At 68.7% G+C, this 25,578-nt stretch carries 20 protein-coding genes and 1 pseudogene; 13 read left to right on the top strand and 8 right to left on the bottom strand.

The window, feature by feature from the left end; genetic code table 11:
* Positions 1 to 58: 58 nt before the first annotated feature.
* Positions 59 to 1,441 carry an FAD-dependent oxidoreductase gene (locus RLT58_RS05625; protein ID WP_311309273.1) on the bottom strand — a complete coding sequence of 461 codons (1,383 nt, stop codon included), beginning with the start codon at positions 1,439 to 1,441 and terminating at the stop codon, positions 59 to 61.
* 225 nt (positions 1,442 to 1,666) lie between these two features.
* On the opposite strand from RLT58_RS05625, the gene RLT58_RS05620 reads away from it, so the two are divergent.
* From RLT58_RS05620 to RLT58_RS05605, 4 genes are all read left to right on the top strand, one after another.
* Positions 1,667 to 2,749, top strand: a complete 1,083-nt coding sequence (locus RLT58_RS05620; protein ID WP_311309272.1) for a cupin domain-containing protein — start codon at positions 1,667 to 1,669, stop codon at positions 2,747 to 2,749.
* Positions 2,746 to 3,624 carry a fumarylacetoacetate hydrolase family protein gene (locus RLT58_RS05615; protein ID WP_311309271.1) on the top strand — a complete coding sequence of 293 codons (879 nt, stop codon included), beginning with the start codon at positions 2,746 to 2,748 and terminating at the stop codon, positions 3,622 to 3,624. The genes RLT58_RS05620 and RLT58_RS05615 overlap by 4 nt, the downstream gene beginning before the upstream one ends.
* A 14-nt stretch (positions 3,625 to 3,638) precedes the next feature.
* Complete coding sequence (locus RLT58_RS05610) at positions 3,639 to 4,775, top strand: PrpF domain-containing protein (protein WP_311309270.1); 1,137 nt, start codon at positions 3,639 to 3,641, stop codon at positions 4,773 to 4,775.
* Positions 4,776 to 4,963: 188 nt separating this feature from the next.
* Positions 4,964 to 5,845, top strand: a complete 882-nt coding sequence (locus RLT58_RS05605) for an isocitrate lyase/PEP mutase family protein (RefSeq protein WP_311309269.1) — start codon at positions 4,964 to 4,966, stop codon at positions 5,843 to 5,845.
* Between the two features lie 45 nt (positions 5,846 to 5,890).
* Here RLT58_RS05605 and RLT58_RS05600 read toward each other — a convergent pair whose 3' ends face one another.
* Entirely contained in the window at positions 5,891 to 6,694 is an 804-nt protein-coding gene (locus tag RLT58_RS05600) for a FadR/GntR family transcriptional regulator (RefSeq protein WP_311309268.1), read from the bottom strand.
* A gap of 366 nt (positions 6,695 to 7,060) precedes the next feature.
* On the opposite strand from RLT58_RS05600, the gene RLT58_RS05595 reads away from it, so the two are divergent.
* The 7 genes from RLT58_RS05595 (at position 7,061) to RLT58_RS05565 (ending at position 15,048) form a co-directional block, all read left to right on the top strand.
* Complete coding sequence (locus RLT58_RS05595) at positions 7,061 to 8,722, top strand: FAD-dependent monooxygenase (protein WP_311309267.1); 1,662 nt, start codon at positions 7,061 to 7,063, stop codon at positions 8,720 to 8,722.
* A 79-nt stretch (positions 8,723 to 8,801) separates the two neighbouring features.
* On the top strand, positions 8,802 to 10,163 hold the full coding sequence (locus tag RLT58_RS05590) for an MFS transporter (protein ID WP_311309266.1): 1,362 nt from the start codon (positions 8,802 to 8,804) through the stop codon (positions 10,161 to 10,163).
* Positions 10,164 to 10,178: 15 nt separating this feature from the next.
* On the top strand, positions 10,179 to 10,940 hold the full coding sequence (locus RLT58_RS05585) for an SDR family NAD(P)-dependent oxidoreductase (protein ID WP_311309265.1): 762 nt from the start codon (positions 10,179 to 10,181) through the stop codon (positions 10,938 to 10,940).
* A 102-nt stretch (positions 10,941 to 11,042) separates the two neighbouring features.
* On the top strand, positions 11,043 to 12,422 hold the full coding sequence (locus RLT58_RS05580) for an FAD-dependent oxidoreductase (protein WP_311309264.1): 1,380 nt from the start codon (positions 11,043 to 11,045) through the stop codon (positions 12,420 to 12,422).
* 78 nt (positions 12,423 to 12,500) lie between these two features.
* Positions 12,501 to 13,016, top strand: coding sequence for a cupin domain-containing protein (locus RLT58_RS05575; protein WP_311302290.1), 516 nt, complete (start codon positions 12,501 to 12,503; stop codon positions 13,014 to 13,016).
* 101 nt (positions 13,017 to 13,117) lie between these two features.
* Positions 13,118 to 13,873, top strand: coding sequence for an SDR family oxidoreductase (locus RLT58_RS05570; protein WP_311302289.1), 756 nt, complete (start codon positions 13,118 to 13,120; stop codon positions 13,871 to 13,873).
* Positions 13,874 to 14,151: 278 nt separating this feature from the next.
* Positions 14,152 to 15,048 carry a TIGR03619 family F420-dependent LLM class oxidoreductase gene (locus RLT58_RS05565; RefSeq protein WP_311302288.1) on the top strand — a complete coding sequence of 299 codons (897 nt, stop codon included), beginning with the start codon at positions 14,152 to 14,154 and terminating at the stop codon, positions 15,046 to 15,048.
* Positions 15,049 to 15,091: 43 nt separating this feature from the next.
* Here RLT58_RS05565 and RLT58_RS05560 read toward each other — a convergent pair whose 3' ends face one another.
* Entirely contained in the window at positions 15,092 to 15,787 is a 696-nt protein-coding gene (locus RLT58_RS05560) for a TetR/AcrR family transcriptional regulator (protein ID WP_311309263.1), read from the bottom strand.
* Positions 15,788 to 15,888: 101 nt separating this feature from the next.
* On the opposite strand from RLT58_RS05560, the gene RLT58_RS05555 reads away from it, so the two are divergent.
* Positions 15,889 to 16,827 carry an NADP-dependent oxidoreductase gene (locus tag RLT58_RS05555; protein ID WP_311309262.1) on the top strand — a complete coding sequence of 313 codons (939 nt, stop codon included), beginning with the start codon at positions 15,889 to 15,891 and terminating at the stop codon, positions 16,825 to 16,827.
* Between the two features lie 43 nt (positions 16,828 to 16,870).
* Positions 16,871 to 17,551, top strand: a complete 681-nt coding sequence (locus RLT58_RS05550) for an SDR family NAD(P)-dependent oxidoreductase (RefSeq protein ID WP_311309261.1) — start codon at positions 16,871 to 16,873, stop codon at positions 17,549 to 17,551.
* 802 nt (positions 17,552 to 18,353) lie between these two features.
* Here the strand turns inward: RLT58_RS05550 and asnB are convergent.
* The 5 genes and pseudogenes from asnB to RLT58_RS05525 all read right to left on the bottom strand — a co-directional run bounded on the left by asnB (position 18,354) and on the right by RLT58_RS05525 (position 25,569).
* Positions 18,354 to 20,182 (bottom strand): annotated as a pseudogene (asnB, locus tag RLT58_RS05545) (asparagine synthase (glutamine-hydrolyzing)).
* A 438-nt stretch (positions 20,183 to 20,620) separates the two neighbouring features.
* Positions 20,621 to 21,253: a TetR/AcrR family transcriptional regulator gene (locus tag RLT58_RS05540; protein ID WP_311302283.1), complete on the bottom strand. Its 633-nt coding sequence runs from the start codon at positions 21,251 to 21,253 to the stop codon at positions 20,621 to 20,623.
* Complete coding sequence (locus RLT58_RS05535; protein WP_311302282.1) at positions 21,250 to 22,743, bottom strand: MFS transporter; 1,494 nt, start codon at positions 22,741 to 22,743, stop codon at positions 21,250 to 21,252. Before RLT58_RS05535 ends, RLT58_RS05540 begins: the two co-directional genes overlap by 4 nt.
* 385 nt (positions 22,744 to 23,128) lie before the next feature.
* Entirely contained in the window at positions 23,129 to 24,343 is a 1,215-nt protein-coding gene (locus tag RLT58_RS05530) for a cytochrome P450 (protein ID WP_311302281.1), read from the bottom strand.
* Positions 24,340 to 25,569: an NAD(P)-binding domain-containing protein gene (locus RLT58_RS05525; protein ID WP_399126839.1), complete on the bottom strand. Its 1,230-nt coding sequence runs from the start codon at positions 25,567 to 25,569 to the stop codon at positions 24,340 to 24,342. The genes RLT58_RS05530 and RLT58_RS05525 overlap by 4 nt, the downstream gene beginning before the upstream one ends.
* Positions 25,570 to 25,578 lie beyond the last annotated feature (9 nt).

Raw genomic sequence — 25,578 nt, 5'->3', positions numbered from 1 at the left:
GCCCCGGCACAGGGGTCGTCGGTTGCAAGGAGACCTGCGTGGCCGGCGCTCGTCGTGGTCACATCGGGGTGTCGGCCGCGCCGCGACCGGCGGCCCGCCCGAAGATCACGCTCTTGCCGAGTGACGACCCGCTCATATAGGCGTTGCCGTGGAAGCCGCCGACGATCTCGCCCGCCGCGTACAGGCCGGGCACCGTTCCGCCGAGCACGTGGGCCACGCGCATCTCCACGTCCACCCGCAGTCCGCCGTAGGTGCTGGTCAGCCCGGCGGTGGTGGGGTACGCGTAATAGGGGGCCTGGTTGATCAGGGGCAGCTCGCCGTAGCCGCTGGAGAGATGGGTGCGCCCGAAGTCCGTGTCGCCGGTGGACCGGACGGCGTCGTTGTAACCGTCGACGGTCGCGGCCAGGGCGACGGGGTCCAGGCCTGCCGCGACGGCCAGTTTCCTGATCGAGTCGGCTTGCAGGAGGTACCCCTGCTCCAGCGCCCCCCGGTAGTTGTTGACCAGCTTGCCGGGAATCGTCTGCTCCATGACCTGTTCGTCGAAGATCTGGACGCCGAGACCGCCGGGCTGCTGAAGACAGACCCCGCCGATGAGCTTGTAGGAGATCGATTCGTCGACGAACCGCTCAGCCCTGCTGTTGACCACGATGCCGCCCCGGTACAGCGCGTTCAGGAGGGTCGGATTCGGAGGCATACCCGGTACGTCGGCTGTGACGCCGAAGGTGGCTTTGATGGTGCCTACGTCGGCCAGGTCCGCACCGACGGACATGGCCAGGTACATCCCGTCGCCGGTGTTGTGCTCACCGCCCATGCGCCGGGCGTTGCTCAGCTGCGGGGCGAATGTGGAGATGGCCCGTCTGCTCCGGGCGAAGCCACCAGTGGCGAGGACGACCGCCCGGGCGGGGCGCTCGGTCGCGGTGCCGTCGCTGTCACGCGTGACCACGCCGACGATCCGGCCGTTTTCCTGTGTAAGCGCCTCGGTCGTGGTGGCGAGCAGTTCGGTGACGGAATGGTGGGCCGTTGCCGCGGCCCTGATGAGCGCGTGGGAGCGGCCGATGTCGACACCGTGCGAGCGCGGTACGGACTGGTTACCGCTCAGGCTCACTCCGTCGAAATCGACTCCGCAGCGTTTGAGCCAGTGATAGGCCGCAAGCTGGCGCCGGACATACAGGTCGACGAGCTGAGGGTCCGACTGCTCGCCCCCGCCCCTCAACAGATCCCGGCGCAGCAGGTCATCGCTGTCCTCGATGCCGTTTGCGGCCTGGAGGTCGGTGCCGGCGAAGGCGAACGAGCCGCCGCTGCGCAGGGTGCTGCCACCCGGTTCGGCGGCTTTATCGATGAGGAGTACGCGCGCTCCCCGCTCCGCCGCTTCGATCGCGGCGCTGTAGCCGGCCAGTCCTCCGCCGAGGACGACCACTGGTGCATCGCTACTCTTTGCCATTCTCGTCCTTGAAGAATCTCGGTCGGCCATGACGGCGTTTCCGGCGCGTCCCCGGCCGGTGGGCCCGCGTCCGGAGAAGCGTCCCGGCTGATCGGGAGTCCGGACGACCTGGTTGACAACCTCGCTCGCAGCCTTGAGGATAATGGTCAAATCATTTGGCGTCAACGATGAAACAGTCCGGGGAACGGGATGTCTCGGGACGTCGAAGTGAATTGAGGAGCCGACATGACAGAGACCTCGACCCAAATCCAGGATGAGGACACCGTGCGCGGGGAGTTGGTCGCGGCCCTGCGGGAGGCGGGGATCGCGATCCACCAGCCCACGGACCCCCCGCTTTTTACCCGCACTCCCGAACCGGCCATGGTGCCGATGCACTGGCGCTGGGACGACCTGGAGGAGTTCTTGAAGAGGCTGGGTGAGGTCGTCGCCCTGAGTCCGGGTAGCGCTCGACGCACCCTCCGGCTGGCCAACCCTGGGCTCCAGTACGGCACCACACCCACCTTCTGGGCCTCGATCCAGTACATCCTCCCCGGTGAGGTGGCCACCGCGCACCGGCATACCGCGTCCGCGTTCCGGTTCGTCATGCAGGGGACCGGGTGCAGCACCACGGTTGAGGGCGAGAACTACGAGATGAACGAGGGCGACCTCGTGCTCACGCCGAACTGGTCCTGGCATGACCATGTGCACGAGGGTCCCGAGCCGATGATCTGGCTCGACGTGCTCGACGTGTCGCTGATGCGTTCGCTGGAGAACGTGTTCTTCGACCCGTACGAGACCGACACCCAGCCCGTCGGCCCCGAGCCCGAGAAGTCCTGGAGGGAGTACGGGTCAGGCCTGCTGCGTCCGGTCGGACCGGCACCGCGCAGGACGACGAACCCGCTCCTGGTCTACGCGAACGAGCAGACCCTGGGGGCACTGGAGCGGGCCAAGGGACTCGTCGCCGACCCGGCCGACGACGTCATCCTCGAATACCAGGACCCCACCTCGGGCGGTCCGGTGCTGCCTGCGATGTCGATGAAGGCCCAGATCCTGCGTGCGGGCTTCGATGGTGTGGCGCACCGGCACAGCGGCAGCAAGGTCTACTGGGTGGTCGAGGGCGCCGGCACGATGTACGTGGACGGTCGGCGGTTCGACTGGGGCAAGGGTGACTTCCTGGCCGTGCCACCGTGGGCCACGGTCCGCCACAGTAATCCCCACGGCTCGGACGCGCGGCTGTTCCGGGTCGACGACAGCGCCGTGCTGCGCGCGCTGAACGTCTACCACGAAGAGGTAGTCGGCGACGGCGCGACAGCGAAGGCAGAACGATGAGACTCGCCGTCTTCGACGACCACCGGCTCGGCGTCGTCGAGGGGGACGAGATCCGGGACATCACCGGGCTCGTTCCGGCAGCGTTCGACCAGTGGCCACAGCAGCGGATGAACTGGCTGATCCGGAACTGGGCCGAGATCGGCCCGCGCCTCGGCGACGTGGACGGGCCGCGCGTACCCCTGGCCTCGGTCACCCTGCGCGCCGCCAACCCGGCGCCCCCGCAGCTCTTCGCGATCCCGGCCAACTACCGGGCGCACATCGGCGAGATCGGCGACCGCTCGGTGACTACCGGCGGCCGTACGGCTCGGGAGGCCGGCTTCTTCCTGAAGGCGGCGGGATCGCTGAGCGGAGCCGGTGAACCGATCACCCTGCCCGCAGGATCGACACGCCGGTTCGACCACGAGTGCGAGCTTGGGGTGGTCATAGGCCGAGGGGGTCGCAACATTCCGCGCGAGCGGGCCTTCGAGCATGTATTCGGCTATGCCTGCCTGATCGACATGACGATGCGGATCGAACGGGGGAAGTTCGAGGAGGACCGGTCACTGCGCAAGTCGTTCCGCACCTTCACCCCGTTCGGCCCGTTCGTGGTGACCGCCGATGAGATTCCCGATCTGGACACGCTGGCCTCGCGGCTGCTCGTCAACGGCGAGAAGCGGCAGGGCGCGAGCCTGAAGGACATGATCGTGTCCGTGGGTGAGGCGATCGAGCTGATCAGCTCGGTGGTGGACATCCAGCCCGGAGACGTCATCGCCAGCGGCACGCCGAAGGGTGTCGCTCCGGTTGTGCCCGGAGACGAGGTGACCATCGAGATCGACAGCATCGGAGAGATGACGCTGCTGGTCGCCGAGGCCGACCCCGCCCCGCGGCCGTTCTGAGCGGGGGTGGACCGATGACCTCGATCAAGGCCGTGTTCGTCCGGGGCGGGACGAGCAAGGGGCTGGTCTTCCACGAGAGGGACCTACCGCTGGAACAGGCGGAGTGGGACCCGGTCTTCCTACGGGCGATGGGCAGCCCCGACCCCTATGGCCGGCAGCTCGACGGCATGGGCGGCGGCGTCTCCTCGTTGTCGAAGGTCTGCGTCGTGCGCCCGTCGCCGCGCCGGGACGCCGACGTCGACTACACCTTCGCGCAGATCCAGATCGGCCATGCCGCCGTCAACTACTCGGGCAACTGCGGGAACATGGCTTCGGCCGTCGGCCCGTTCGCTGTTGACGAAGGTCTGGTTGAGGCCCCTTCGGACGGCACTGCGGTGGTCCGGATGCACAACCTGAACACGGGCAAGACGATCCGTTCCGCATTCGCCGTCCGGGCCGGGCGAAGTGTGCGGGAGGGGAGCTACCGGCTCCAGGGGGTGGCCGGCACCGGCAGCCCGGTCCGTCTGGACTTCCTGGATCCGGGTGGCACTGTCAACGGACGACTGCTGCCCGTGGGTGAGGCGATGACCCGCATCACGGTTGGCGGTGTTTCCATGCATGTGAGCATGGTTGACAGCGCCAATCCGGTGGTGTTCGTCCGCGCCGCGGAACTGGGCCTGCGGGCCGTGGAAACGCCCGACGAGCTGGATGCCGGTGCCGAGGTACTGCTGCGTCTGGAGGAGGTGAGGCGCACCGCGTCGGTGCTGATGGGCATCGCGGCCGACGCCGTGGCCGCCGCGAAGAACCCGACGACACCCTTCGTCGCTGTGGTGGGCCCCCCGGCAGCGTTCCGGACGCTGGGAGGGGACAGGACAGAGGAAGAGGATGTCGATCTGTCCGTACGGTTTCTGTCCAACGGGCAGCCGCACCGCGCGCTCCCGCTCACCGGAGCCCTGTGCACGGCCGTCGCGGCCCAAGTCCCCGGGTCGGTCGTCCACGAGAGTGCGCGCCACGCGGGGGGCGACGAGATTCGCCTGGGATCACCCTCCGGCCCGATCGAGGTCGCGGCCTCGGTATCCGGGTCGCTCAACACCGCCGAGGGAATGAGGGCCGACTACGCGACGGCTTTCAGGACGACGCGGCGGCTGTTTTCCGGGTACGTGGAACTCTGACGGCTCGTCCGGGAGCCGAGCCGGCGGAGTGCACGTCTCGACGGACGAGTCGAGACCCGTCGTGGACGACGGACCCGGCGGTGGCATCGTTCCCGGGCAGCCGCGCAAGGAGCTGTAGGCCCAAAGGCGTCGCCCCTCTTCCGCAAACTTAAAACGATGGAAGCATTCGAGTTCAGGAGAGCGTAATCATGGGCAGTTCCAGCAGAGACGCGATGCGGCGACTGATCGCATCGCCCACGGTGACGGCGGTGCCGGGCGCGGCCAACGCCCTGACAGCGCGGCTCGCGGTGGAGGTCGGGTTCGAGGCGGTCTACGTGACGGGCGCGGGTGTCGCGAACACGTTCCTGGGCGCGCCCGACATCGGCTTGGTGACGCTGACCGAGCTGACCGCGCACGTAGGAGCGATCCGGGAGGCCGTCGATGTCCCGCTGATCGTCGACGCCGACACCGGCTTCGGCAACGCGGTGGGCGTCCGCCGGACGGTGCGGGAGCTGGAGCGGGCCGGTGCCGACGCGATCCAGCTGGAGGACCAGCGCTCGCCCAAGCGATGCGGCCACTTCGCCGGGAAGGAGCTCGTAGGGGCCGACGAGATGGTCCAGAAGGTGCGGGCCGCTGTCGAGGCCAGGGAGGACGAGCGGCTCGCGATCATCGCCCGTACCGATGCGCGGGCGAACGAAGGGTTCGCCGCCGCGCTGGACCGTGCGACCGCGTACCGAGAGGCCGGGGCGGACGTCATCTTCGTCGAGGCGCCGCAGACGGTCGAGGAGCTCCGGGCCATCCCCGAGAAGCTGGGCGGGGCCCAGGTGGTGAACCTGGTCGAGGGTGGCCGGACGCCGCTGTTGCCCCTCGACGAGTTGAATGGCTTCACCATCGCCCTGTTCGCCAACGCGGCACTCCAGGGTGCGATCAAGGGCACACTGGCCGCGTTGGAGGAGTTGCACCGCACTGGTTCGCTCGTGGCGGCCTCCCGGCACCTCACCGGCTGGGCGGAGCGTCAGCGCCTGGTGGGCAAGTCCTTCTTCGACTCCCTTGAAGAGCGCTACGCGGTCCGCCCCCCGCACGTCTCATGACAGCGCTGGTATCTGGCCGGGCGGGTCCGGCCAGATACCAGCGGCTCACCTCGCCCCTACCCCGCCCTGCGCCCTGCGGCTCTGCTCTGCGGCGAGCAGCGTGTGCTCCAGCTGTGTCAGGTGCTGGGTGATCTCTTCGACGGCGTGCTCGGCGTCCCGCTCCCGGATGTAGTTCAGAATGTTCCGCCGGATGCGGCCGATGTCCGGATTCGGCGGAGCGGCGGCCCGGTTGAGGCGGGCGTGGACGATCTGCGCGAGCGAATCGGTGAGCGCGACCAGCACCTCGTTATGGGTCGCCGCCGCGAGCAGACGGTAGAACTCGGTGAGGTGTGAGGTTCGCTCGGCGCCGGGTTCGGCGACAAGGTTCTCGACCACCACGATGTCGTCCTCCAGCCGCTGCAGATCATCCTTCGTCGCCCGCTCGCAAGCCAGCCGCAGGACATCCGAACTCAGCAGGATGCGCGCCTCCAGGAGGCTCTCGGAGGAGAAGGCGCCAAGCGACGCGAGGTCGCTGAGCGCGCGCGTGACGGTTCGCGGGTCACCCTCACGGACAAAGATGCCGCCGAGCACGCCCAAGCGGACCTCGACGAGTCCGTTTGATTCGAGGCCCCGGATGGCCTCTCGCACGCCGTGTCGGCTCACCTTGAAGGCCTCGGCCATCTCCCTCTCCGTCGGAAGCTGGTCGCCCGGCTTGAAGCGGCCCGAATGGATCGCGTCGCGGACCTGCTCGACGATGTACTCGTATCCGCGCTTGGCGCGTACTGGTGTGAAGGCCGCGCTCTGGGCCTTCGTGCGCCGGTTACCGGTTCCGGCGGTCGGCTGCGTCGCGGCGGGGAGAGATTCATCCATGCGAACCACACTAGCCCGTTCGTGAAATGTATTGACCATTTAGACGAACCCCCTCAGCAAGTGCGGTTGGCCATCTTCGGCAACCTCCCGCGCGAGACTCCGCACCGCCACCTGCCGGTCATGCACCGCTCACCGCCTCACGCCCCGTGTCCGCCACCTCGCCGGGCGTCGCCGTCGCCGGCCCCGTGCGTTCGGCGGGAATCGCGGCCCCCTTCTGCGGGCGGAACCCAAAAGCTTTCCCCGAAGCATTGACTGGCAAATGATTTGACCTTTACTGTGCGGTCAACGCGGTGTTGCCAATGTGTATCGCGCCAGGCCGCTCCTGTGGCCGATGTGTGAATGGAACCGAACGAAAGGGCTGTACGCATGGTCGAGCGAGTGCCGGTGCTGATAGTCGGAGCCGGGCCGGTCGGGCTGGCCCTTGCCGGAGACCTCGGCTGGCGGGGGGTGCGCTCCGTCCTTGTCGAGCGTCGGGACGGGTCGGTCTTCCAGCCGAAGATGGACATGGTCGGCATCCGCAGCATGGAGTTCTGCCGCCGCTGGGGCATCGTCGACGAGGTCGAATCGGCCGGCTACAACCGCGGCTACGTCCAGGACAACGCCTGGGTGGCCGACCTGAACAGCTTCGAGTTCGGCCGGGAGGAGTTCCCGGCTCCCCGCGATGAAAAGTGCCCGCCGCAGAGCCCGCAACACCGTGAGCGGTGCCCGCAGAACTTCTTCGACCCGGTGCTGACCGGTTTCGCCGGACGCTCCGGACTCTCGGACATCCGCTACCGCACCGAACTCATCTCCTTCACCGACCACGGCGACGGCGTCACCGCGACTCTGCGTTCGGTCGAGGACGGTCGCACCTACGAGGTCGAAGCCGACTACCTGGTCGGCGCGGACGGAGGGGCCAGCACGGTGCGCACCGCCCTCGGCATCGAGATGGCCGGAGAGGGCACACTCACCTACACCACCAACGCCATTTTCCGCTGCGACAACCTGGAGCGGTTGCACGACAAGAAGCCCGCCTACCGCTACATCTTCATCGGGCCCGAAGGAACCTGGGCCACGCTCGTCGCCATCAACGGCCGCGACCAGTGGCGTTTCTCGCTCATCGGTGACGGTGAGCACCGTGAGGCGACCGAGGAGGAGCTGCGGCAGGCGATCGTCCGCGCGGTCGGACACGACTTCGACTTCGAGATCCTCTCCATCCTTCCGTGGGTGAGACAGCAGCTGGTCGCGGAGTCCTACCGGCGAGGGCGGGTCTTCATCGCCGGTGACGCCGCCCACCTGACCTCGCCGACCGGCGGGTTCGGAATGAACACCGGGCTGCTCGACATCGTCAACCTGTCCTGGAAGCTGGTCGCCTGCCTGCAGGGGTGGGGTGGCGATGTACTGCTGGACAGTTACGAGATCGAGCAGCGACCGGTCGCCGAGCGAAACGTGGGCGAGGCGAGCGACAACCTGCGCCGGATGCTGAACCCGCGGCTCTCCCGGCCGGACCCCGTGATCTTCGACCCTTCCGACATGAGCAAGGCGGCGGTCGACGCGCGGAACCAGTTCGGGGACGAGTACACGGCGATGATGAGCCGTGAATGGCACTCCATCGGCATCCATCTGGGCTACCTCTACGAGGGATCGCCCGTGGTGGTACCCGATGGCACGCCCGCCCCGGAACTTGAGGTCTCCCGCTACGTCCAGACCGCCCGGCCCGGCTCCAGGGCCCCGCACATCTGGCTCGACAAGGCACAGACCCAATCGGTCCTCGACGAGTTCGGCCTCGGCTTCGTACTGCTGCGGTTCGACGACCGCGCCGTGACCGGTCCGCTGGAGAGCGCGGCAGTCGCCATGTCCGTACCGCTTCGACGGGTAGACATCAACAACCCCGAAGCCGCCGAACTCTACGAACGCGCACTGGTCCTGGTCCGCCCGGACGGCCAGGTCGCCTGGCGCGGCGACGCAATCGAGGGCGCGGTAGACACCCTTACCCAGGTGGCCGGGCGAACTGCCCCGGCCTCGGCGACCTCGCCGGTCTGCGCATGAGCTTCAAAGGCCCGAGCGGCACCGCCCGGCTTTCCGGTGAGTGCCCCACCACCCGTCACAGAGATCACTGGAGATACAGATGACGATTCTGAGCTCGCCGACAGGGGGTCTGGACCCCGGCAGACGGCGGATGATCCGCCGAGCGACCACGGCCGGCGGCCTGGGCACGCTCATCGAGTACTTCGACTTCGGGATCTACGCCTTCGTGGCGGTCTACATCGCCCCGCAGTTCTTCCCAGGCGACGACCCTCTAGTGGGCCTGCTGCTCACCTTCGGAGTCTTCGCCTCGTCGTATCTGGTCCGACCGCTCGGCGGCTGGTTCTTCGGACGGCTCGGCGACCGTGCGGGCCGACGGCGTGCTCTGGTCCTCACCGTCGTCACCATGGGCGCGGCCAGTGCGCTGATCGGCTTCCTCCCGAGTTACGCGACCCTGGGCGCCACCGCGAGCGTGCTCCTTCTGCTGGCTCGCATGGTCCAGGGGTTCTGCGCGGGCGGGGAATCCGCCGGTGCCGCCGCCTACATCGCCGAGACCGCACCCGACGGCCGCCGCGGCTTTTACGCCTCGGCCATGGCCATGGGCTCGGTCGGCGGCTTCTCCGCCGCCGCAGCCGTGTGCGGGCTGGCTTCCTCGCTCGTGTCACCCGACCAGATGGCCTCCTGGGGATGGCGCATTCCCTTCCTGGCTGTCGTGCCGCTGACGCTGCTCTGCCTCGCCTACCGGCTCAAGATCGAGGAGACACCCGAGTTCAAGGCGATTCCGAAGTCCGAGATCGTGCGCAGCCCAATGCGGGAAGTGATCACCAGACACCCCGTCAAGGTGGTGCAGGTCTTCCTGCTCACCGTCGCCATGACCGGCACCGGTAACGTCGCGGTCTCCTACTTCGGCACTTACCTGATCAAGAACCGCGGGCTGGGATCCGAGCCCGTCTACTGGATGATCGCCATCGCGATCGCCTTGGCCGTGCTCACGTACCCCATGGTCGGGCTGCTCAGTGACAAGCTGGGACGCAAGCGCGTCATCATCACCGGATACGCCGGTTTCGTGGTCCTGGCCTACCCGGTCCTCCTCATCCTCGACAAGGCGACGAACATCGTGGCACTGGGTGCGGCTTTCACGGTCTTCATGCTCGTCCACGCCTGGACGATCGTTCCGGGATACGTGTTCTACGCTGAGATGATGCCGCGCAACGTTCGGTACACGGGTACTGCGCTCGGGTCCAACCTGGCCTTCATCGTGACCGGCTTCGCCCCTCTCGTGATTACTCGGCTGATCGACTCCACCCACACGATCACGTCCCTGACCTGGTGGTTCCTGGGGATCATGGTGGTCGGTCTCGCCACGATCACGTTCGTCAGGGAGACCGCTCTCAAACCCCTCCAGGCAGAGAGCGACCGGGAGGGGTCCCAGCTCCGCCCCGCCGGCGACTCTCTGCCCGGGTGACCAAGGAGGACGATCATGGAGACATCCAGGCTCACCGTCATCACCGGCGCCGCGCAGGGGCTCGGTGCCGCCATCGCGAAAGGACTCGCGGCCCCGGACAGAACGCTCGTCCTGCTCGACCGCTCCCCTGCGGTCAAGGATGTCGCGGACGCCCTTGGCGCGGAGTGCCGTCAGGCCGTGGGACACGAGGTCGACCTCGGCGACGGAGTGGCCGTCACCGCGTTGACCGGGTTCCTGACCGAGGAGTACGGACGCTGCGACATCCTCGTCAACAACGCGGCACTCAGCCCGAAGGCACCGGACGGCACCCGGCTCGACCTGGCGGACATCCCCGTGGAGCAGTGGGAGCAGGTGCTCGCGGTCAACCTCACTGCGGCGTTCCGGCTCTGCGCGTGGGCACTTCCGCTGATGAAGAACCAGGGCTGGGGGCGCATCGTCAACATGTCGTCACGGGCCGGCCGGATGTATGTTCCGCAGGCCGGAGCCCACTACGCCGCCACCAAGGCCGCGCTGATCGGCTTCACCCGGACCGTCGCGGGTGAAGGCGGACCGTACGGGGTCACCGCCAACTGTGTCGCCCCCGGCAGGATCGAGACACCGCTGACCAACGGCAACCCGTCCGGCGCGGCGATGGGGGCTGCCTTCGTGAGCCAGACCCCAGCGGCCCGGATGGGACGCCCGGACGAGGTGTCGGCCGCAGTCGAGTACCTGGTTTCGGAGCGTGCCGGATTCGTCACCGGGGCGGTGATCGACGTCAACGGTGGTGTCCTCGGCTGACGCCGGGACGAGTAAGAGCTCGATCTTCGAGAAGACCGCTGCGGGAAAGCCGCCGGCAGCAGCGTTGCACCATGCTGATGGCGCCGGCCGAGGGAGAGAACCATGGGATTTACCGACAGCAGAGAGTTCAGGACCGATGTCGTCGTGGTGGGCAGTGGGGCATCCGGGAGCGGTGCGGCCCTGGCCGCGCTGGCGGAGGACGCCACGGTGACACTTCTGGAGAAGCGGCCGGTCGGCGGAGGTTCGGCGGCTTTGTCCGCGGGTGGCTTCTGGACATTCGAGGACCGAACGAAGTTCGACGAGCTGGCCCGGCTCGGCAATCGGGAGATGCAGTACAAGCTGCATGCTCACCACCATGTCGCGGCTGACTTCATCCGCTCGCTGGGCGTGACCATCGCGGACCGGCCGATCCGGTCCGGCAACAGGTTCGGGGTCGGGTACAAACTGGACATCACCGGGCTGCTGGCATACGCGCAGAAGGCCGTCGTCGAGGCCGGCGGGCAGGTTTTGCTGGAGACCGCCGCGGTCGGCCTCGTCCAGGAGCGCGACCGTGTCGCAGGCGTCCTCGCCAGGTCGGCGGACGGGACACTGACCACGATCCGGGCGAAGTCGGTCGTCCTCGCCTCCGGCGGGTTCCAGGGAAACCGGGAGATGCTGGCCCGCTATATGGGGCAGAACGCCGACCATCTGCTGGTCCGCTCGAACCCGGGCAGTGTGGGCGACGGCTTTCGCCTGGCGCAGTCCGCGGGCGGGGCGGGAACAAAGGGAATGTCCACCTTTTACGGCCATCTCATCGCCCACCCGGTCACATCGTTCGAGCCGGAGGAGTTCCGTCCTCTCACCCAGTACCACTCGGCGGCGTCGGTCCTGGTCGGGATGGACGGCGGGCGGCTCGCCGACGAGCGGGTCGGTGACTCGGTCCTGTCCCAGGTCGTGCTGCGCGCACCTGGTGCCCGCGGTGTGCTGATCTTCGATGACCACGTCCGCCGCAACGAGGGCACCGACGAGCCGTTCCCGGGTGTCGGCAGGGTGGACCGCTTCGAGCGCGCGCGGAGCGCCGGCGCACGGACGGCCACGGCGGACACGCTCGACGCGATCATCGACCAGGTGGCGGAGTGGGGTGTGGCCCGCGACGCGTTGCGGCTGACGATGCAGACGTACGCCGAAGCGGTGAGTTCCTCGTCGGCGCAGGCCCTCGGGGTGCCCGTCGCACCGGACGCGCGGGCACCGCAGACAGCGCCCTTCTACGCGGTGGAGGTCCAGCCGGCCATCACCTTCACCTTCGGCGGCGTGCGCGTTTCGCTCGACGGCGAGGTTCTCGACCCCGACGGGCGGCCGGTTCCCGGTCTCTTCGCCGGGGGAGCGGACGTGGGCGGTATTTCGCACTGGGCCTACGCCGGGGGTCTGGCCCCGTGTTTCATCACCGGCATGTGGGCGGGGAAGGCCGCGGCACATGCGCACGCCATCGCAGAGAGGGCATGAGCGGCAAGGCGGGCTGAGACCGCTTCGGCGGCCCGGCCCCGATCCTGTCCCCAAAGGCCCCCGAACAGAGGAGGAACCATGGAGTACCTGAAAAACATTGAGGTTGTCTTCGCCAGGACCAACGAGGACGGTGTCGAGGAGTTCGCGGACCCCGGCAGCCCGGCCGAGCGCTTCGACCCGGGTGCCCTGGAATCGCTGTGGCTGTGGGCCGCCCCGACCGACTCCTCGCTGCCTGCCAACCTCGGTCGGGCGCCGGATGTCATGCGTTTCCCCGGGCCGGGCGGCAGTCAGTTCGGAATCGTGTGCCTGCCGCCGCACTCGGCCGGCAAGCGTCGGTTCGACAGGTCGCACACCGAAGACCCCAACATGCGCGCCGGAAACCACACCGAACCGTCGATGCATGCGACGGACACCCTCGACTACGACGTGATCCTCTCCGGCAAGGTGGACCTGGAACTGGGCAGCGGGGAGGTCCGCACGCTCGGACCGGGCACCTGTGTGATCTTGGGGGGTGTCGCGCATGCCTGGAAGAACCACTACGACGAACCCTGCATTCTGGCGGCGGCCATGATCGGCACCGGGCGCACCGAGTGAGGAAGGCTCGACCTGAGGGATAGGGACTCGGCGGCAGATCGAGCCATCCACCACATCGAGGTGACGGCGGACCGCATGGTCCCGAGTGAACGGAGAAATTCATGCCGGACCAGAAAGTCGCATTGATCACCGGGGCCGCGAGCGGAATCGGACTGGCCGTCGCAACCCTCCTCGCAGAGGAGTCCACCGTCGTGCTGCTCGACCGGAGCGAGGCCGTTTGGGCGGTGGCGGAGCGGATCGAGGCCGAGGGCCACCGGGTACTCCCGCTCGTGGCGGACCTGGGGAACCACCAGCAGATCGACACCGCGGTCGGGCGCATGCATGAACTGGTGGGACCCTGCGACATCTTGGTGAACAACGCCGGGATCCACCCCAAACGGAACGGGATCGTCCCGGGTTTCGAGGATCTGTCCTTGGAGGAGTGGGACAGGGTGATGCGCATCAACCTGTCCGCACCTTTCCTGCTCTGCCAAAGAGCTGTCGCGCCGATGAGAGAGAAGGGCTGGGGCCGGATCATCAACGTGGCCTCGCGCGCCGGCCGTACCTACTCGGACCGGGCAGGCACGCACTACTCGGCTTCGAAGGCCGGGCTCATCGGTATGACCCGCAAGATCGCGGGCGACTACGCCCGGTACGGGATCACCGCCAACTGCGTGGCGCCTGGGCAGATCGAGACGCCGCTCGCCCGCACGTCCGACCCTCAAGTTCTCCAGAACGCCGCCATGACGACGCCGGCCCGTCGGCTGGGTACAGCGGCCGAGGTCGCCTCGGCGATCCGCTACCTGGCCTCGGACCAGGCGGGTTTCGTGAACGGCGCGGTGGTCGACGTGAACGGCGGCGGATTCATCGGGAGTTGAGTCAAACGGCCGTTCGGCTCACCACCGGCCGTACCCTCGCGACTCCGCGGACGCGCGACTTGGCCCGTCCGGTCATCGATCTCGAACGGCACTGCCCAGTAGGCGGCCGTGCCGTTCGAAGAGTTCCGTTGCAAGGAGGAAACGATCAACAGTGCTGTGCAGAGGCCGCCCGTCCTCTGGTGAGACAGTGCACCTGCGCGCCAGGCCGCGCACCGGTCTGACGCGGTCACGGAATCAGCCGCCTGCCCGCCCTCCACCGACCATTTCCTGGAGTCGTCATGCGTATCGGATTCACCCTGCCCCAGATGGGCCCGGTGGCCCGCCAGGCCCACGAGGCCGGTCGCTTCGCGAAGGAGGCCGAGGCGCTGGGCGCGGACAGCCTCTGGGTCGGCGACCGGCTCCTGGCCCCGGTCGAGCCCACCGTCGGATACGGAGGCGGTGACAGCGTCCCGGACACCTTCCGGACCGTCCTCGACCCGTTCGCCCTGATGGCCGTGGCCGCCACCACCACGGAACGGGCCGAAATCGGGGCCAACATCCTCCAGGCCCCCTGGTACGCGCCCGCCCTGCTCGCCCGCTCGCTGACGACCATCGACCTCATCAGCGGGGGGCGTCTGCTGCCCGGCTTCGGCACCGGCTGGTCCCCCGAGGAGTACCAGGCGGCGGGCGTGCCGATGAAGGAGCGCGGCGCCCGGCTGGACGAGGCCCTGGACGCGCTGGAGGCCTGGTGGACCACCGATCCGGTCGAGTTCGAGGGCGCGTACACGCGGATCCCGGCCACCTATGTGGGCCTCAAGCCCGTCCGGCGTCCGCGTCCCCCCATCTATCTGGCGGGCTTCGCTCCGGCCGCGATGCGCCGTGTCGCCCGCAGGGCCGACGGCTGGCTCCCTGTCGTCCAGCCGGGCTCCGGTCCCTTCACCCCGGATGCCGTCAACGTTCCCATGGCGGAGGTCCGGCGGCTGGCGGCCGAGGCAGGCCGGGACCCGTCCGGACTCGGCATGGTCCTGCGGGTGTACCCGACCACGGAGGCGACCCTCGACGAGGTCGTGGGAGCGATCACGGGCGCCGGACGGGAGACCGATGTCGATCACTGCTTCGTGGAACTGATGAATATCGCACACGACGTCGACCACGCTCTTGAACTGGTCCGGACCGTGTTGGACAGGGCCAGGTGACCTCTCGCTCGACCGAAGCCGCCACCCCCGGGGGCCGACCGGTTCAGGAGGTGGGGGGCAGGCGGCGGGAGAGGCGCACCATGGCCCGGTAGAGCGCTGTGGGGGCGGGAGCGGGAGGCAGTGGCCCGGCTTCCGCCCCGGGGACCGCGAAAGCACGGAGCAACTGGCCGACGAGACGGCGCCAGGCGTCGGGGGCGGCGTCGCCGCCGGCGGCCACAACGCCAGCGTTGGCCATCAAAAGGATGACGAGGTCCTCGGGGGTGAAGTCCATCCGAAGACGTCCCGTGGCCTGGGCCCGCTCGATCAGCAGAAGGAAGCCGTTGTACGCCTCGGCGCGGCGGGCTTCCAGCGCTTTGGCGGCAGGGAAGGTCATGGTCAGGACATCGGCGAAGCCTCGGTCGGCGGCCTGCATGGCGCAGACGGCTTCGATGTACCGGGCGAAGCCGCGCCAGGGTTCGGGGTCGGCCAAGGCGTCGGTGACGGCGATGGCGTAGGCGTCCATACGGTCGGCGAAGACCGCGCTGATGAGTTCTTCGCGGGTCGCGAAGCGGCGGGACAGGGTGGCTTTGCCGACGCCGGCTTCGCGGGCCACGGCAGCCATGGACACGCCGAGACCTTCGGCGGCGTAGAGGCGGCGGGCGGCGGCCAGGATGCTCTCGCGGTTGCGTTCGGCGTCGGCACGCAGGCCCGTCCCGGGCGGGTGGCCCGGGGCGTCGGCGGAAACTGCGGAGGCGGTCATGGTCCCCACCCTACCGAAATGGAACAGCCTGCCCACTTGTGTTGCTACGCTGGACATCATGGAAACGGGAAGGCCGTTCCACTTCTGCGAGGATGATGATCATGCGTGCTGTGACTGTCGATTCCGTTCCGTCCGCTCCCGCCGTGAGGGAGGTCGACATCCCGCGCCCGGAGGCCGGTGAGCTGCTGGTGAAGGTGGCGGCCTCCTCGGTGAACGGCTTCGACGCCGCCACTGCCGCCGGATATATGCGGGGGATGATGGAGCACCGCTTCCCGCTCGTGGTCGGCAAGGACTTCGCCGGCACCGTCGAGGCCCTCGGCGAGGGCGTGGAAGGCTTCGCGGTCGGTGACACGGTCTTCGGCGTCGTGATGAAACCCTTCCTGGGCACGGGTTCTCTGGCCCAGTACGTCACGGTGACCGCCGGATACGGCGTCGCACCGATCCCGGAGGGGCTGAGCGTTCAGGACGCCGGAGCACTGGGGCTGGCCGGTACGGCGGCAGTGGACAGCGTGAACGCGGTGAACCCGGGCAAGGACGAGACGCTGCTGATCTCCGGCGCCACTGGAGGGGTGGGCGCGCTGGCCGTGCAGATCGCCGCCGCCCGCGGCGCCAAGGTGATCGCCACCGCCCGTCCCGGCGCGGAAGCCGACTTCGTCACCGGCCTCACCGGTGCCGACGTGCACCTGGTCGACTTCACCGGCGACCTGGAAGCCCAGGTCCGCGCGATCGTCCCGCACGGAGTGGACGCGGTGGTGCACTTGGCCGGCGACGGCGCCCAGCTCGCGGGCCTGCTGCGGCCGGGCGGACGCATCGCCTCCACCCTCGGCTTCGGCCCCGACGCCGTCGAGGGACAAAATGCCACCGCGCGCTCGGTGATGGCTGACGCCACTGTGCAGACCCTCACCGCCCTGGCGGCCGACGCCACCTCCGGCGCACTGCGTGTACCGGTGACCGCCACCTACCCGCTGGAGCAGGCCCCAGACGCGTTCGCCGCGTTCGGTGCGGGCGCGCTCGGCAAGCTCGCCATCACTTGCTCCTGAACGGAACCGTCCTACCCGCACCCCGCACGGAAGAGGTCTGATCGTGCCCACTCTCGCCATCGTCGGCGCCGGTCCCGGTATGGGCCTGGCCATCGCCCGTACCTTCGGCAGCCGCGGCTTCGACGTCGCCTTGATCGCCCGTACCAAGAGGAAGCTCGATGCGCTGACCGACCAGCTGCGACAGGAGGGCGTCGTGGCCGCCGCCTTCCCCGCCGACGTGCTGGACCGGCCGTCCCTCACCGCTGCTCTGGAAGCGGCCCAGGCCCGCTTCGGCACGCTCGACGTGCTGGAGTACTCTCCGGCACCGCACTCGCCGGTACCCGGCTTCACCACGGTCCCCCCGAGCGAAGTCACGGTCGAGAACGTCCAGCCACAGATCGAATACACCTTCTACGGGGCCGTCGCCGCAGCACGCGCGGTGCTGCCCGCCATGCGAGAGGCCGGGGCGGGGACGCTGATCTTCACCACCGGTGGCGGTTCCGTCCACCCCATCCCCATGCTCGGCAACGTCAACGCCGCCGCCGGCGCGCTGCGTAACTGGACCCTCAACCTCCACAACGAGCTGACGGGCAGCGGTGTGTACGCCGTACACGTCGCGATCAACACGTGGATCGGCGAAGGCGGACCCGAAGGCATTCCCGCCGCCACTCCGGAACAGATCGCGCCGCTGTACTGGGACCTGTATGAACGCCGCGACCGGAGCGAGCTTGTCTTCAACGGCTGACCCCACAGCACCTTGTGGGCCCGGCGCGTTCGGTCCGCGCACCCCTCCTGACCGGTTACGACCTGAAGAATTCCCGCTTCCGCTTTCGAAGTCACAGCTCACCGGAGCAAGAGCCTCGTTTGCTACCTGTCCTGCAGCCCTCGACCTGTCCCTGTGCCGGGCTTTCGATCCTCGTCATCGCCCGCGCGGGCGATGACGGTGCGGGCTCTCGCCGTGTTGGCGCGTGCTTCTCGCGCTGGTGTGCCCGCGCTGTCACGTTCCCCTCACCCAGCTCGCGGCCGTCTCGGGCATACCGCTGGCACCACCCATGACTACATCGCCTCATCCCCGGCTTGCTCACCGACCCGGGCCTGCCCGAGTGGTTGACACCGCCGGTGAGGTTCTGCGGGTCTCGCCTCGCTGCCGGCCCACCCACAGCGCGGAACGGTTCTGCGGGCGCCGGTGCGTCCCGATTTTCGCCGACCGCGTCTGCGCGGGCGCCGGCCCGGAGACCAGACCGGGCTCAAACAGCGGCCGGGAATGCGTACTCACCTACCACGCGCCCCACCGTCAACCGGAGCCCGGCCTTGCCGGGAGCGTCGGTCGAAAGGCGCACCGTCGAGTTCCCGCCATAGTTTCCGTGGATCCGCATTGGCCTCCAACCATTGGACCATCTGCGCTCCTCCTGGGGTGGCAACGCTGGATATGCGCATGAAATCGAGTCTCCGCTATCGCCGGTATGTCTTCTGGCTCCACGCGAGTTGCGCAATTCGCAGCGAAAGGGGAAATCGAGGAGCGGGCCGGGGCCCGCTCCTCGTCGGGGTCAGACCCTGACCGTCGGGTGGTGGATGTCGAACCACGCGCCCAGGTCGAGTGTGCGCTCCAGCAGCATCCGCTGCCGCTGGTCCAGGTCGGCGGCGGGCCGGGTGGTGGCCTCGGTGAGGCGCTCGCGGTTGACCAGGTCCGTCGCGGCGTGGCCGGCGCGGAGCAGTTCGGCGCCCTGGGACTGGATGGCCTCGACATAGGCGGGGTCGAATGTGCCCGGGTATCCGCTCTTCTTGCGGTTGGCGACCGACTCGGGCAGGACATCCCGGGTCGCGGCACGCAGCAGGCTCTTCTCACGGCCGTCGAAGGTCTTCAGGGACCAGGGGGCGTTGAAGACGTACTGAACGAGGCGGTGGTCGCAGAACGGGACGCGGACCTCCAGGCCGACGGCCATGCTCATCCGGTCCTTGCGGTCCAGGAGGGTCTGCACCATGCGGGTCAGATGGAGGTGGCTGACCACCCGCATGCGCTGGTCCAGGCCCGTCTCCCCGTCCAGGGCGGGGGTCTGCGCGACGGCCGTCCGGTAGCTGTCGGAGATGAAGTCCCCGAGGGCCAGCGCGGGCTTGAGGTCCTCACTGATCTGGCCGCCCGATTCGATGAGCGAGTGCCGCCCGCCAGCCAGGGGAAGGTCTCGGCGTACCGCCGCTCGTCGTGGAACCACGGATAGCCGCCGAACACCTCGTCGGCCGACTCGCCGGACAGCGCCACGGTGGAGTGGCGGCGGACCGCGGCGAACAGCAGATAGAGGGAGTTGTCGCGGTCGCCGATGCCGGCCGGCAGATCACGGGCGCCCACGGCCGCGCGGCGGACCTCGGGGGCGGACAGCGCGGCCCCGTCCAGGATGATGTCCTGGTGGTCGCAGCCCACGTGTTCGGCGACGGCGTGGACGTAGGGCGTGTCCTGGGTGGGCGAGACGTCGATGGCCTGGAAGTGCTTGTCCTGGTCGGGGAAGTCGACGGCGAAGCTGCGCACCGTCTCGCCCTGGGGCGCCAGGTGGATCTGTGCCAGGGAGGTGAGCGCGGAGGAGTCCAGGCCGCCGGAGAGCAGCGTGCAGCGGGGCACGTCGGCGACGAGCTGGCGGCGCACGATGTCATCCAGTAACGCGCGGACGTGCGCGACCGTCTCGTCCTTGCTGTCGGTGTGCGGCTCGGAACGCAGCCGCCAGTAGATGTGGTGGCGCATCCCGCCCCGGTCCAGGACGATGATCTCCCCGGGCCGCACCTCGCGCATGCCCTCCCAGACCGCGGCGCCGGGCGTCTTGGCGCCGGCGAAGAGCTCGCGCAGGCCGTCGAGTCCGACGACGGGGGCGACGGTGGGATTGGCCAGGATCGCCTTGGGCTCGGAGCCGAAGACGACGCCGTCCTCGGTCTCGTAGTAGTAGAACGGCTTGATGCCCATCCGGTCGCGGATCATCACCAGGCGCTCGGTGCGGGTGTCCCAGATGGCGAAGGCGTACATCCCGTTGAGGTGCTCCACGAGCTTCTCGCCCCACACGAGGTAGCCGCGCAGCACCACCTCGGTGTCGGAGTCGGTGTCGAACCGCTGCCCGGCACGGCGCAGTTCCGAGCGCAGCTCGGTGAAGTTGTACGCCTCGCCGGAGTAGACCATGCAGACCGCCCCGTCGGGAGTCTCCACGGTCATCGGCTGCGCGCCGCCCGGCAGGTCGATCACGGCGAGCCGCCGGTGCCCCAGGGCGACGTGCGGCGCCACCCACGCGCCCGCGGCGTCGGGGCCGCGGCACGCCATGGTCCGTGTCATGGCGTCGATGTCTTCTTGATGTTCCGTCAGGTCACGCCGGTAGGAGACCCAGCCGGTGATTCCACACATGAGAACCCCAGTCCACTCGAAGAGAGTTGCCTCGGGTGACTGTTGCCCTATACACGCAGTTAGTCCACATGGAATCGGGGATCACCCGTGTGGCATTTCTGACAGGTAAATTTATGTTAATTGCAGGTTTCGTGCGGTCTGGAAAGCTTTGCGCCAATAGCGCAATCCTGTCGAATCGATTCCGGCCTGGCACTGCCAGGTACGCGTATTTGGTCATGTGCCAGGAGGCGCAGCGGCGAACGCTCGGACCCCGAAGGTGGTCGGGGCGCAGCTTCCGGCCGGCGTTGCCGCTGCCGAGTGTGTTGATGCCCCAGCGTTTTGGTCACCGCGGGGCACACATCGGCCAAAGCCCACCGAGGGGCCTGCCGAGAACAACGATCACCCACGCATCCGACCGGTCGTGTCGCAGGCGCTCGCCACAGGAAAGGCTCGGTTGTTCTACGATCCCGTGTCCGGCAGCCGGCCATCGGCTCGCCGCGACAGTGGCGGCTCGGGGCTCAGCATGTCGAGGAGCAGCGCGCCCAGTACGTCGTCTCGTACGTCGGGCAGATGATCGAAGGCACCGGACGTGCGTGCCAGGACGACGCCGATGAAGGCGCTGGCGATGATCTCGGCACGCAGTTCCGGCTGGTCCACGCCTTCTGCCGACAGTCGACGGCGCAGCGGCTCGATCACGCGGCGGTGAAGCTCCTCGCGGGTGGCCGTCTGACCCGCAGGATCGTCGTGCGGGCGGACGGCGACCTGGTAGATGGGATTGGGGCCCCGCCGCCGGGTCAGGTCGAGGATCACCGCCAGCCTGCCGGGGTCGAGCAGGTCGACGATCTCGTTAGGGCCGTCACCCATACGCAGCGTGGCGACATAGAGCTGGGCCTTGCCGCCGAAGTAGCGGGCGATCATGGTCGGGTCCACACCGGCACGGCTGCCGATGGCCCGCGCGGTGGTGCGGTCGTACCCGTGCTCGGCGAACAGCTCACTCGCGGCCTTCAGTAGCCGGTCACGGCTGCCTGCGGCGTCACGCCGCGGCCGGCCGGCCGCGGTTGGCTGAGCACCGGCCGGTGTCGTCGCACTCATTCCGCGACCGTTTCGTCGCGTTGCCCCGACAACGGGCCCGGTGCCGCAGGACGGTGTGCACTCTCCGTCACTGGATGTATGCGTCCCTGGGGCAGGTTCCCCGACAGGATCCGCCCGCCTCGGCGACGCAACGGCACGATCAGGGCCACTGCGGCGGTCACGAGCCAGACCACGCAACTGAGCAGTCCCACTGCGGTATAGCCGTTGGAGGAGGGGTAGGCCGCGCCCGCACCGGTGTGCCCCTCCAGCACGGCCGCGCTCATCGCGCTGCCGACCGCGTAGCCGATGTAGCGCAGTACCTGGTTGAAGCTCATCGCGCTGCCGGTCTCGTGCGAGGGCACCGCACGGACGAGGAAGCCGGGAATCACCGCGAAGATGACGCCGACACCGAGGCCCGCGACGAACATGACAGCCATGATCTGGGCCATGTTCCCGCGCCACGAGGTGAACATCGCCATTGAGGCGAGCAGGATCAGACAGCTCATCGGGAGCACCGCCCGCGGTGAGGTCCAGCGCACCAGAGTCGGGGTGAGCCGGTTCGCCAGGAAGCTGCCGATGGAGAACGGGGTAAGGGCCAGACCGGCCACGACCACTGTCTGGCCCAGCCCGTAGCCTGTCGCGGCGGGCGTCTGTACCAACCTGGTCACGGTGGACAACAGCATGTACATGCCGACACCGGCCAGGACCGCCGCCACGCTCGCGGTCATCACCGACCTGTCACGCACCAGCCTCAGCGCAACCAGTGGGTGAGGCGTGCGCAGTTCCCAGAACACCCAGACGGCGAGCAGCAGGACGGAGGCGCCGATCATGCCGTCCACGCGCCACGAGCCCCATCCCCACGCCTCGCCCTCGCTGATCGCCACCAGCAGTCCCGCAGTGCCCAGGGCCAACAGCACCGCTCCGAGGATGTCCAGGGGGACACGGGCCCGGTGCCGTGCCGCGGGCACGGCCCACGCGGCGGCGGCCAGTCCCAGCGCACTGACCACGACACCCAGCCAGTAGGCCCCACGCACGCCTCCCCACTGGGCCACCAGGCCGGTGAGAGGGTAGCCCAGTCCCACACCCGTCACCGCGGTGATGGAGAGCATGGCGATCACCGGTGCGGAGCGGGCGGCGGGCAGCGCGTCCCGGGCCACGGCGATGGTCAGCGGAGTCAGGCCGAGCCCAATGCCCTGCAACGCACGGCCCACCAGCAGCGTCGCGAAGCCCAGCGGAAGTGCGGCCAGCACGCAGCCGATCACGACCAGCGCCAGAGTGCCGACGACCACCCGCCTGCGGTGCGGCCCGTCGCCGAGCCGCCCCATCACAGGGGTGGCCACCGCCGCTACCAACTGCGTGATCGTCAGCGACCACTGCGCATCGGCGACCGACACATGGCTCATAGCCGCGATGGAGGGGATCAGTGGGGCCCCGAGGCTGCCGATCACGGCCGTGACCAGGCAGACGAACGCCAAGCAGGGCACCAGGGCCCGCGACCGTACCGACTCCATCTCGCTCCTCACACGTCCCGCCCCGAAGGCCGTCCGCTGTGTCCACATCCGATGTCTACATGTGATGTCTACGCCTGATGATAGACCTGGTCGATCCGGGAACGGCAGGCCGGGTACCGCACGCTGTGGGGACACCACCGGCCGGGCGGACGCTGCCGCGCAGGGGCGGGCCCCAGCGCGGCAGCCGCCCCGGCACCGTCGTACCCGGTGCATGTCGGTGTGACCGCGGCATGCTCGGCCTGCCTCCGCACAACCGAACCGACGGTCCTTGAAGCACGATGCCGCCGGGCGGGAGGACACCTGGCCTCCCGCCCGGCGGCAGTTGCGTCGCGGCAGACACGTCACCGGGCCTCGCGCCCGACGCATGAAGGGCGGCTGATCGGGGTCAGCGGGTGACCATGAGCTTGCGGACGCCGTAGTTGGTTCCGGTGAAGTCCATGGGGACCTCCTCCAGCGGGGTGGCGAGCCGCAGATTCGGGAAGCGTTGGAAAAGCTTCGGCAGGACCGTCCTGAGCTCGGCGCGTGCGACGTTCTGCCCCAGGCAGGCATGGACTCCGTAGCCGAATCCCATGTGCCGGACCATCTTGCGGTCGAGGTCCAGGCTGTCCGGGTCCTGGAAGACACGGGGATCCCTGTTTGCCGCGTTCATCGCGACAACCACCAGCTCGCCCTTCTTGATCTGCGCGCCACTGATCTCCAGGTCCTCCTTGGCCACACGTCCGAGCCCGAACTGGACGATCGTCAGGTAGCGCATCAGCTCCTCGACTGCACCGCCGATCTTCTCCGGGCGTTCTGTCAGTTCCCTGCGCTGCTCGTCATGGGTGAGCAGGGTGAGCGCGGAAAGTCCCATCATGGCGGAGGTGGTGTCGTGACCGGCGAAGAGGAGCAGCACCCCGAGTCCGATGAGCTGCCGTTCCGTGAGGATCGACGCCTCGCCGTCGGTCCTGGCGATGAGTTCGGCGAGAATGCCGTCGGTGGCTCCGGTGCGTCGCTTCTCCGCGACGAGGCGGGTGATGTAGTCGATCAGCCAGTGAGCCCCCTTGTCCCGCTCCTCGCGCGCCTTGGCCATGTCCATCATGTCCACGGTGGCCTCGTGGAAGCTGTCGCGGTCCGCGTACGGGACTCCGAGCAGCTCGCAGATGACCAGGCAGGGGATGGGCAGAGCCAGGGCCTGGACGAAGTCGAAGGTCTCGGGCCCGGCGGCGATGGCGTCCAGGTGCTCATCGACGATCTTGTCGATGTAGGGCTGGAGTTTGTTCTGCACCGCCTTCGGGGTGAACCGGGCGGTGAGCAGCCGGCGGTAGGCCCCGTGGTCGGGCTCGTCCATCATGACGAACCCGGGGTCGAACGGCGAGTCGTCGCCAGCCTCCGCGGCCTCCCCCTCGGGGGTGTCGTGGCGCGGACGCTTCGCGCTCAGCCGCGGGTCGTTGAAGACCTGGCTGCCCTCTTCGAAGCGGGTGGCCAGCCAGCCGGTGGTGCCATTGGGGAACCGCACCCTGATCAGGGGCTGTTCCGCTTGCAGCCGACGGTAATCGGCGGGCGGGTCGAGAGGTTTGAGGGGGTCGCGGGTGACCGGCTGGCTGATCAAAGTCTCGGTCATTTCTGCTCCTCAGCGGTGGCGGAACGGGCGGTGTGCGCCTCGATGGCGGCGGTGATGCCGGTGTGGGTGGCGGTGGCCTTGCACCAGCCGGTGTAGACGGCCAGATGCAGTACGGCCTCCTGCAACTGTTCGGGCGTCAGCTCACCGTTGACGAGACCGCCGTTGGCAATGATCTGGATCAGCTCCGGGCGGCCGACCGTGGCGGCGACCCCGAGGGTGAGAAGTCTGCGGTCCCGTACGGACAGGGCCTCGCGGCCCCAGACCTGGGCGAAGAGGTAGTCGACGGTCTGATCCGTGAAGAGGGCGTCGCTCCCCTCCGCGGCCGCGCCGAAGCCCGGACCGTAGACACGGTCCATCATTTCCAGGCCGAACGCGTGCGGGTCGTCCGCCGCCGCCCTCTTCCTCTCCTCCGTGTCCTTCCCGGTGGAGACCTCCTCTATCTGGAGGGTCTGCGAAGCCTTCGCGCGCACCACATCCACGAGTGGGGCGTCGACGTCGAGTGCGGCGGCCAGTTGCTGAGCGGCGTCCAGGTCCTTGGTCATCAGCGGCTGGATCAGGCGGCCCACGGCCTCGGGCAGTTCGCCGTCGGGTCCGTGCATGCGCAGAAGTTGCAGCAGCATACGGCCCTCGGGGTCTGCGGACTCGATCACCTCGGCGAGTCGTGCCGGGTCGACATCCGCGGCACGGACCAGCGCCGCAGCCTCCGCGACAGTCCGCCAGCCGCCGTAGGTGACGACGTTCCTGGCGATCTTCGTGGCCATACCGGCGCCGACCGGCCCGCAGTGCACCACCTTCCTGGACCAGTCCTCCAGCACGGGCAGTGCTCCGGCGACGGCGTCCCGGTCGCCGCCGAGAATGGCCACCATGCCGTTCTCCGCCGCCTTGTCGCCCGGCGTCACACCGCAGTCCAGGAAGGGCACGCCCCGCCCGGCGCACAGGCCGCTCAGTTCCCGTACGACGGGCAGGGCCACCGTGGACAGCAGGACGACCGTCAGGCCGGGGTGTGCGGCGGACAGCAGCCCGTTCGCCCCGGCGATCACCTCGCGTGCCTGTTCGGCGTTGAGGACCGCGACCATCACGACATCGCTCGCCGCGGCCACCTCGGCCGGTGAACCCAGCGGAGCGGGCACGCCCGGCAACTTCTCCGAGGCGTCGGACCGGATGTCGTGAACTGCTGGAACCCGGCCGCTGCGGACCAGACTGACGGCCACACCACCACCGATCATGCCCAGGCC

This window comes from Streptomyces sp. ITFR-16 (assembly GCF_031844705.1).
GTDB lineage: Bacteria > Actinomycetota > Actinomycetes > Streptomycetales > Streptomycetaceae > Streptomyces.
This window is presented reverse-complemented; position numbering and strand designations above follow the sequence as displayed.

What these genes read in the sequence shown, in the direction of transcription:
- RLT58_RS05625 (WP_311309273.1), bottom strand. Translation starts at nt 1,441, where the DNA reads ATGGCAAAGAGTAGCGATGCACCAGTGGTCGTCCTCGGCGGAGGACTG.
- RLT58_RS05620 (WP_311309272.1), top strand. Translation starts at nt 1,667, where the DNA reads ATGACAGAGACCTCGACCCAAATCCAGGATGAGGACACCGTGCGCGGG.
- RLT58_RS05615 (WP_311309271.1), top strand. Translation starts at nt 2,746, where the DNA reads ATGAGACTCGCCGTCTTCGACGACCACCGGCTCGGCGTCGTCGAGGGG.
- RLT58_RS05610 (WP_311309270.1), top strand. Translation starts at nt 3,639, where the DNA reads ATGACCTCGATCAAGGCCGTGTTCGTCCGGGGCGGGACGAGCAAGGGG.
- RLT58_RS05605 (WP_311309269.1), top strand. Translation starts at nt 4,964, where the DNA reads ATGGGCAGTTCCAGCAGAGACGCGATGCGGCGACTGATCGCATCGCCC.
- RLT58_RS05600 (WP_311309268.1), bottom strand. Translation starts at nt 6,694, where the DNA reads ATGGATGAATCTCTCCCCGCCGCGACGCAGCCGACCGCCGGAACCGGT.
- RLT58_RS05595 (WP_311309267.1), top strand. Translation starts at nt 7,061, where the DNA reads ATGGTCGAGCGAGTGCCGGTGCTGATAGTCGGAGCCGGGCCGGTCGGG.
- RLT58_RS05590 (WP_311309266.1), top strand. Translation starts at nt 8,802, where the DNA reads ATGACGATTCTGAGCTCGCCGACAGGGGGTCTGGACCCCGGCAGACGG.
- RLT58_RS05585 (WP_311309265.1), top strand. Translation starts at nt 10,179, where the DNA reads ATGGAGACATCCAGGCTCACCGTCATCACCGGCGCCGCGCAGGGGCTC.
- RLT58_RS05580 (WP_311309264.1), top strand. Translation starts at nt 11,043, where the DNA reads ATGGGATTTACCGACAGCAGAGAGTTCAGGACCGATGTCGTCGTGGTG.
- RLT58_RS05575 (WP_311302290.1), top strand. Translation starts at nt 12,501, where the DNA reads ATGGAGTACCTGAAAAACATTGAGGTTGTCTTCGCCAGGACCAACGAG.
- RLT58_RS05570 (WP_311302289.1), top strand. Translation starts at nt 13,118, where the DNA reads ATGCCGGACCAGAAAGTCGCATTGATCACCGGGGCCGCGAGCGGAATC.
- RLT58_RS05565 (WP_311302288.1), top strand. Translation starts at nt 14,152, where the DNA reads ATGCGTATCGGATTCACCCTGCCCCAGATGGGCCCGGTGGCCCGCCAG.
- RLT58_RS05560 (WP_311309263.1), bottom strand. Translation starts at nt 15,787, where the DNA reads ATGACCGCCTCCGCAGTTTCCGCCGACGCCCCGGGCCACCCGCCCGGG.
- RLT58_RS05555 (WP_311309262.1), top strand. Translation starts at nt 15,889, where the DNA reads ATGCGTGCTGTGACTGTCGATTCCGTTCCGTCCGCTCCCGCCGTGAGG.
- RLT58_RS05540 (WP_311302283.1), bottom strand. Translation starts at nt 21,253, where the DNA reads ATGAGTGCGACGACACCGGCCGGTGCTCAGCCAACCGCGGCCGGCCGG.
- RLT58_RS05535 (WP_311302282.1), bottom strand. Translation starts at nt 22,743, where the DNA reads ATGGAGTCGGTACGGTCGCGGGCCCTGGTGCCCTGCTTGGCGTTCGTC.
- RLT58_RS05530 (WP_311302281.1), bottom strand. Translation starts at nt 24,343, where the DNA reads ATGACCGAGACTTTGATCAGCCAGCCGGTCACCCGCGACCCCCTCAAA.
- RLT58_RS05525 (WP_399126839.1), bottom strand. Translation starts at nt 25,569, where the DNA reads ATGATCGGTGGTGGTGTGGCCGTCAGTCTGGTCCGCAGCGGCCGGGTT.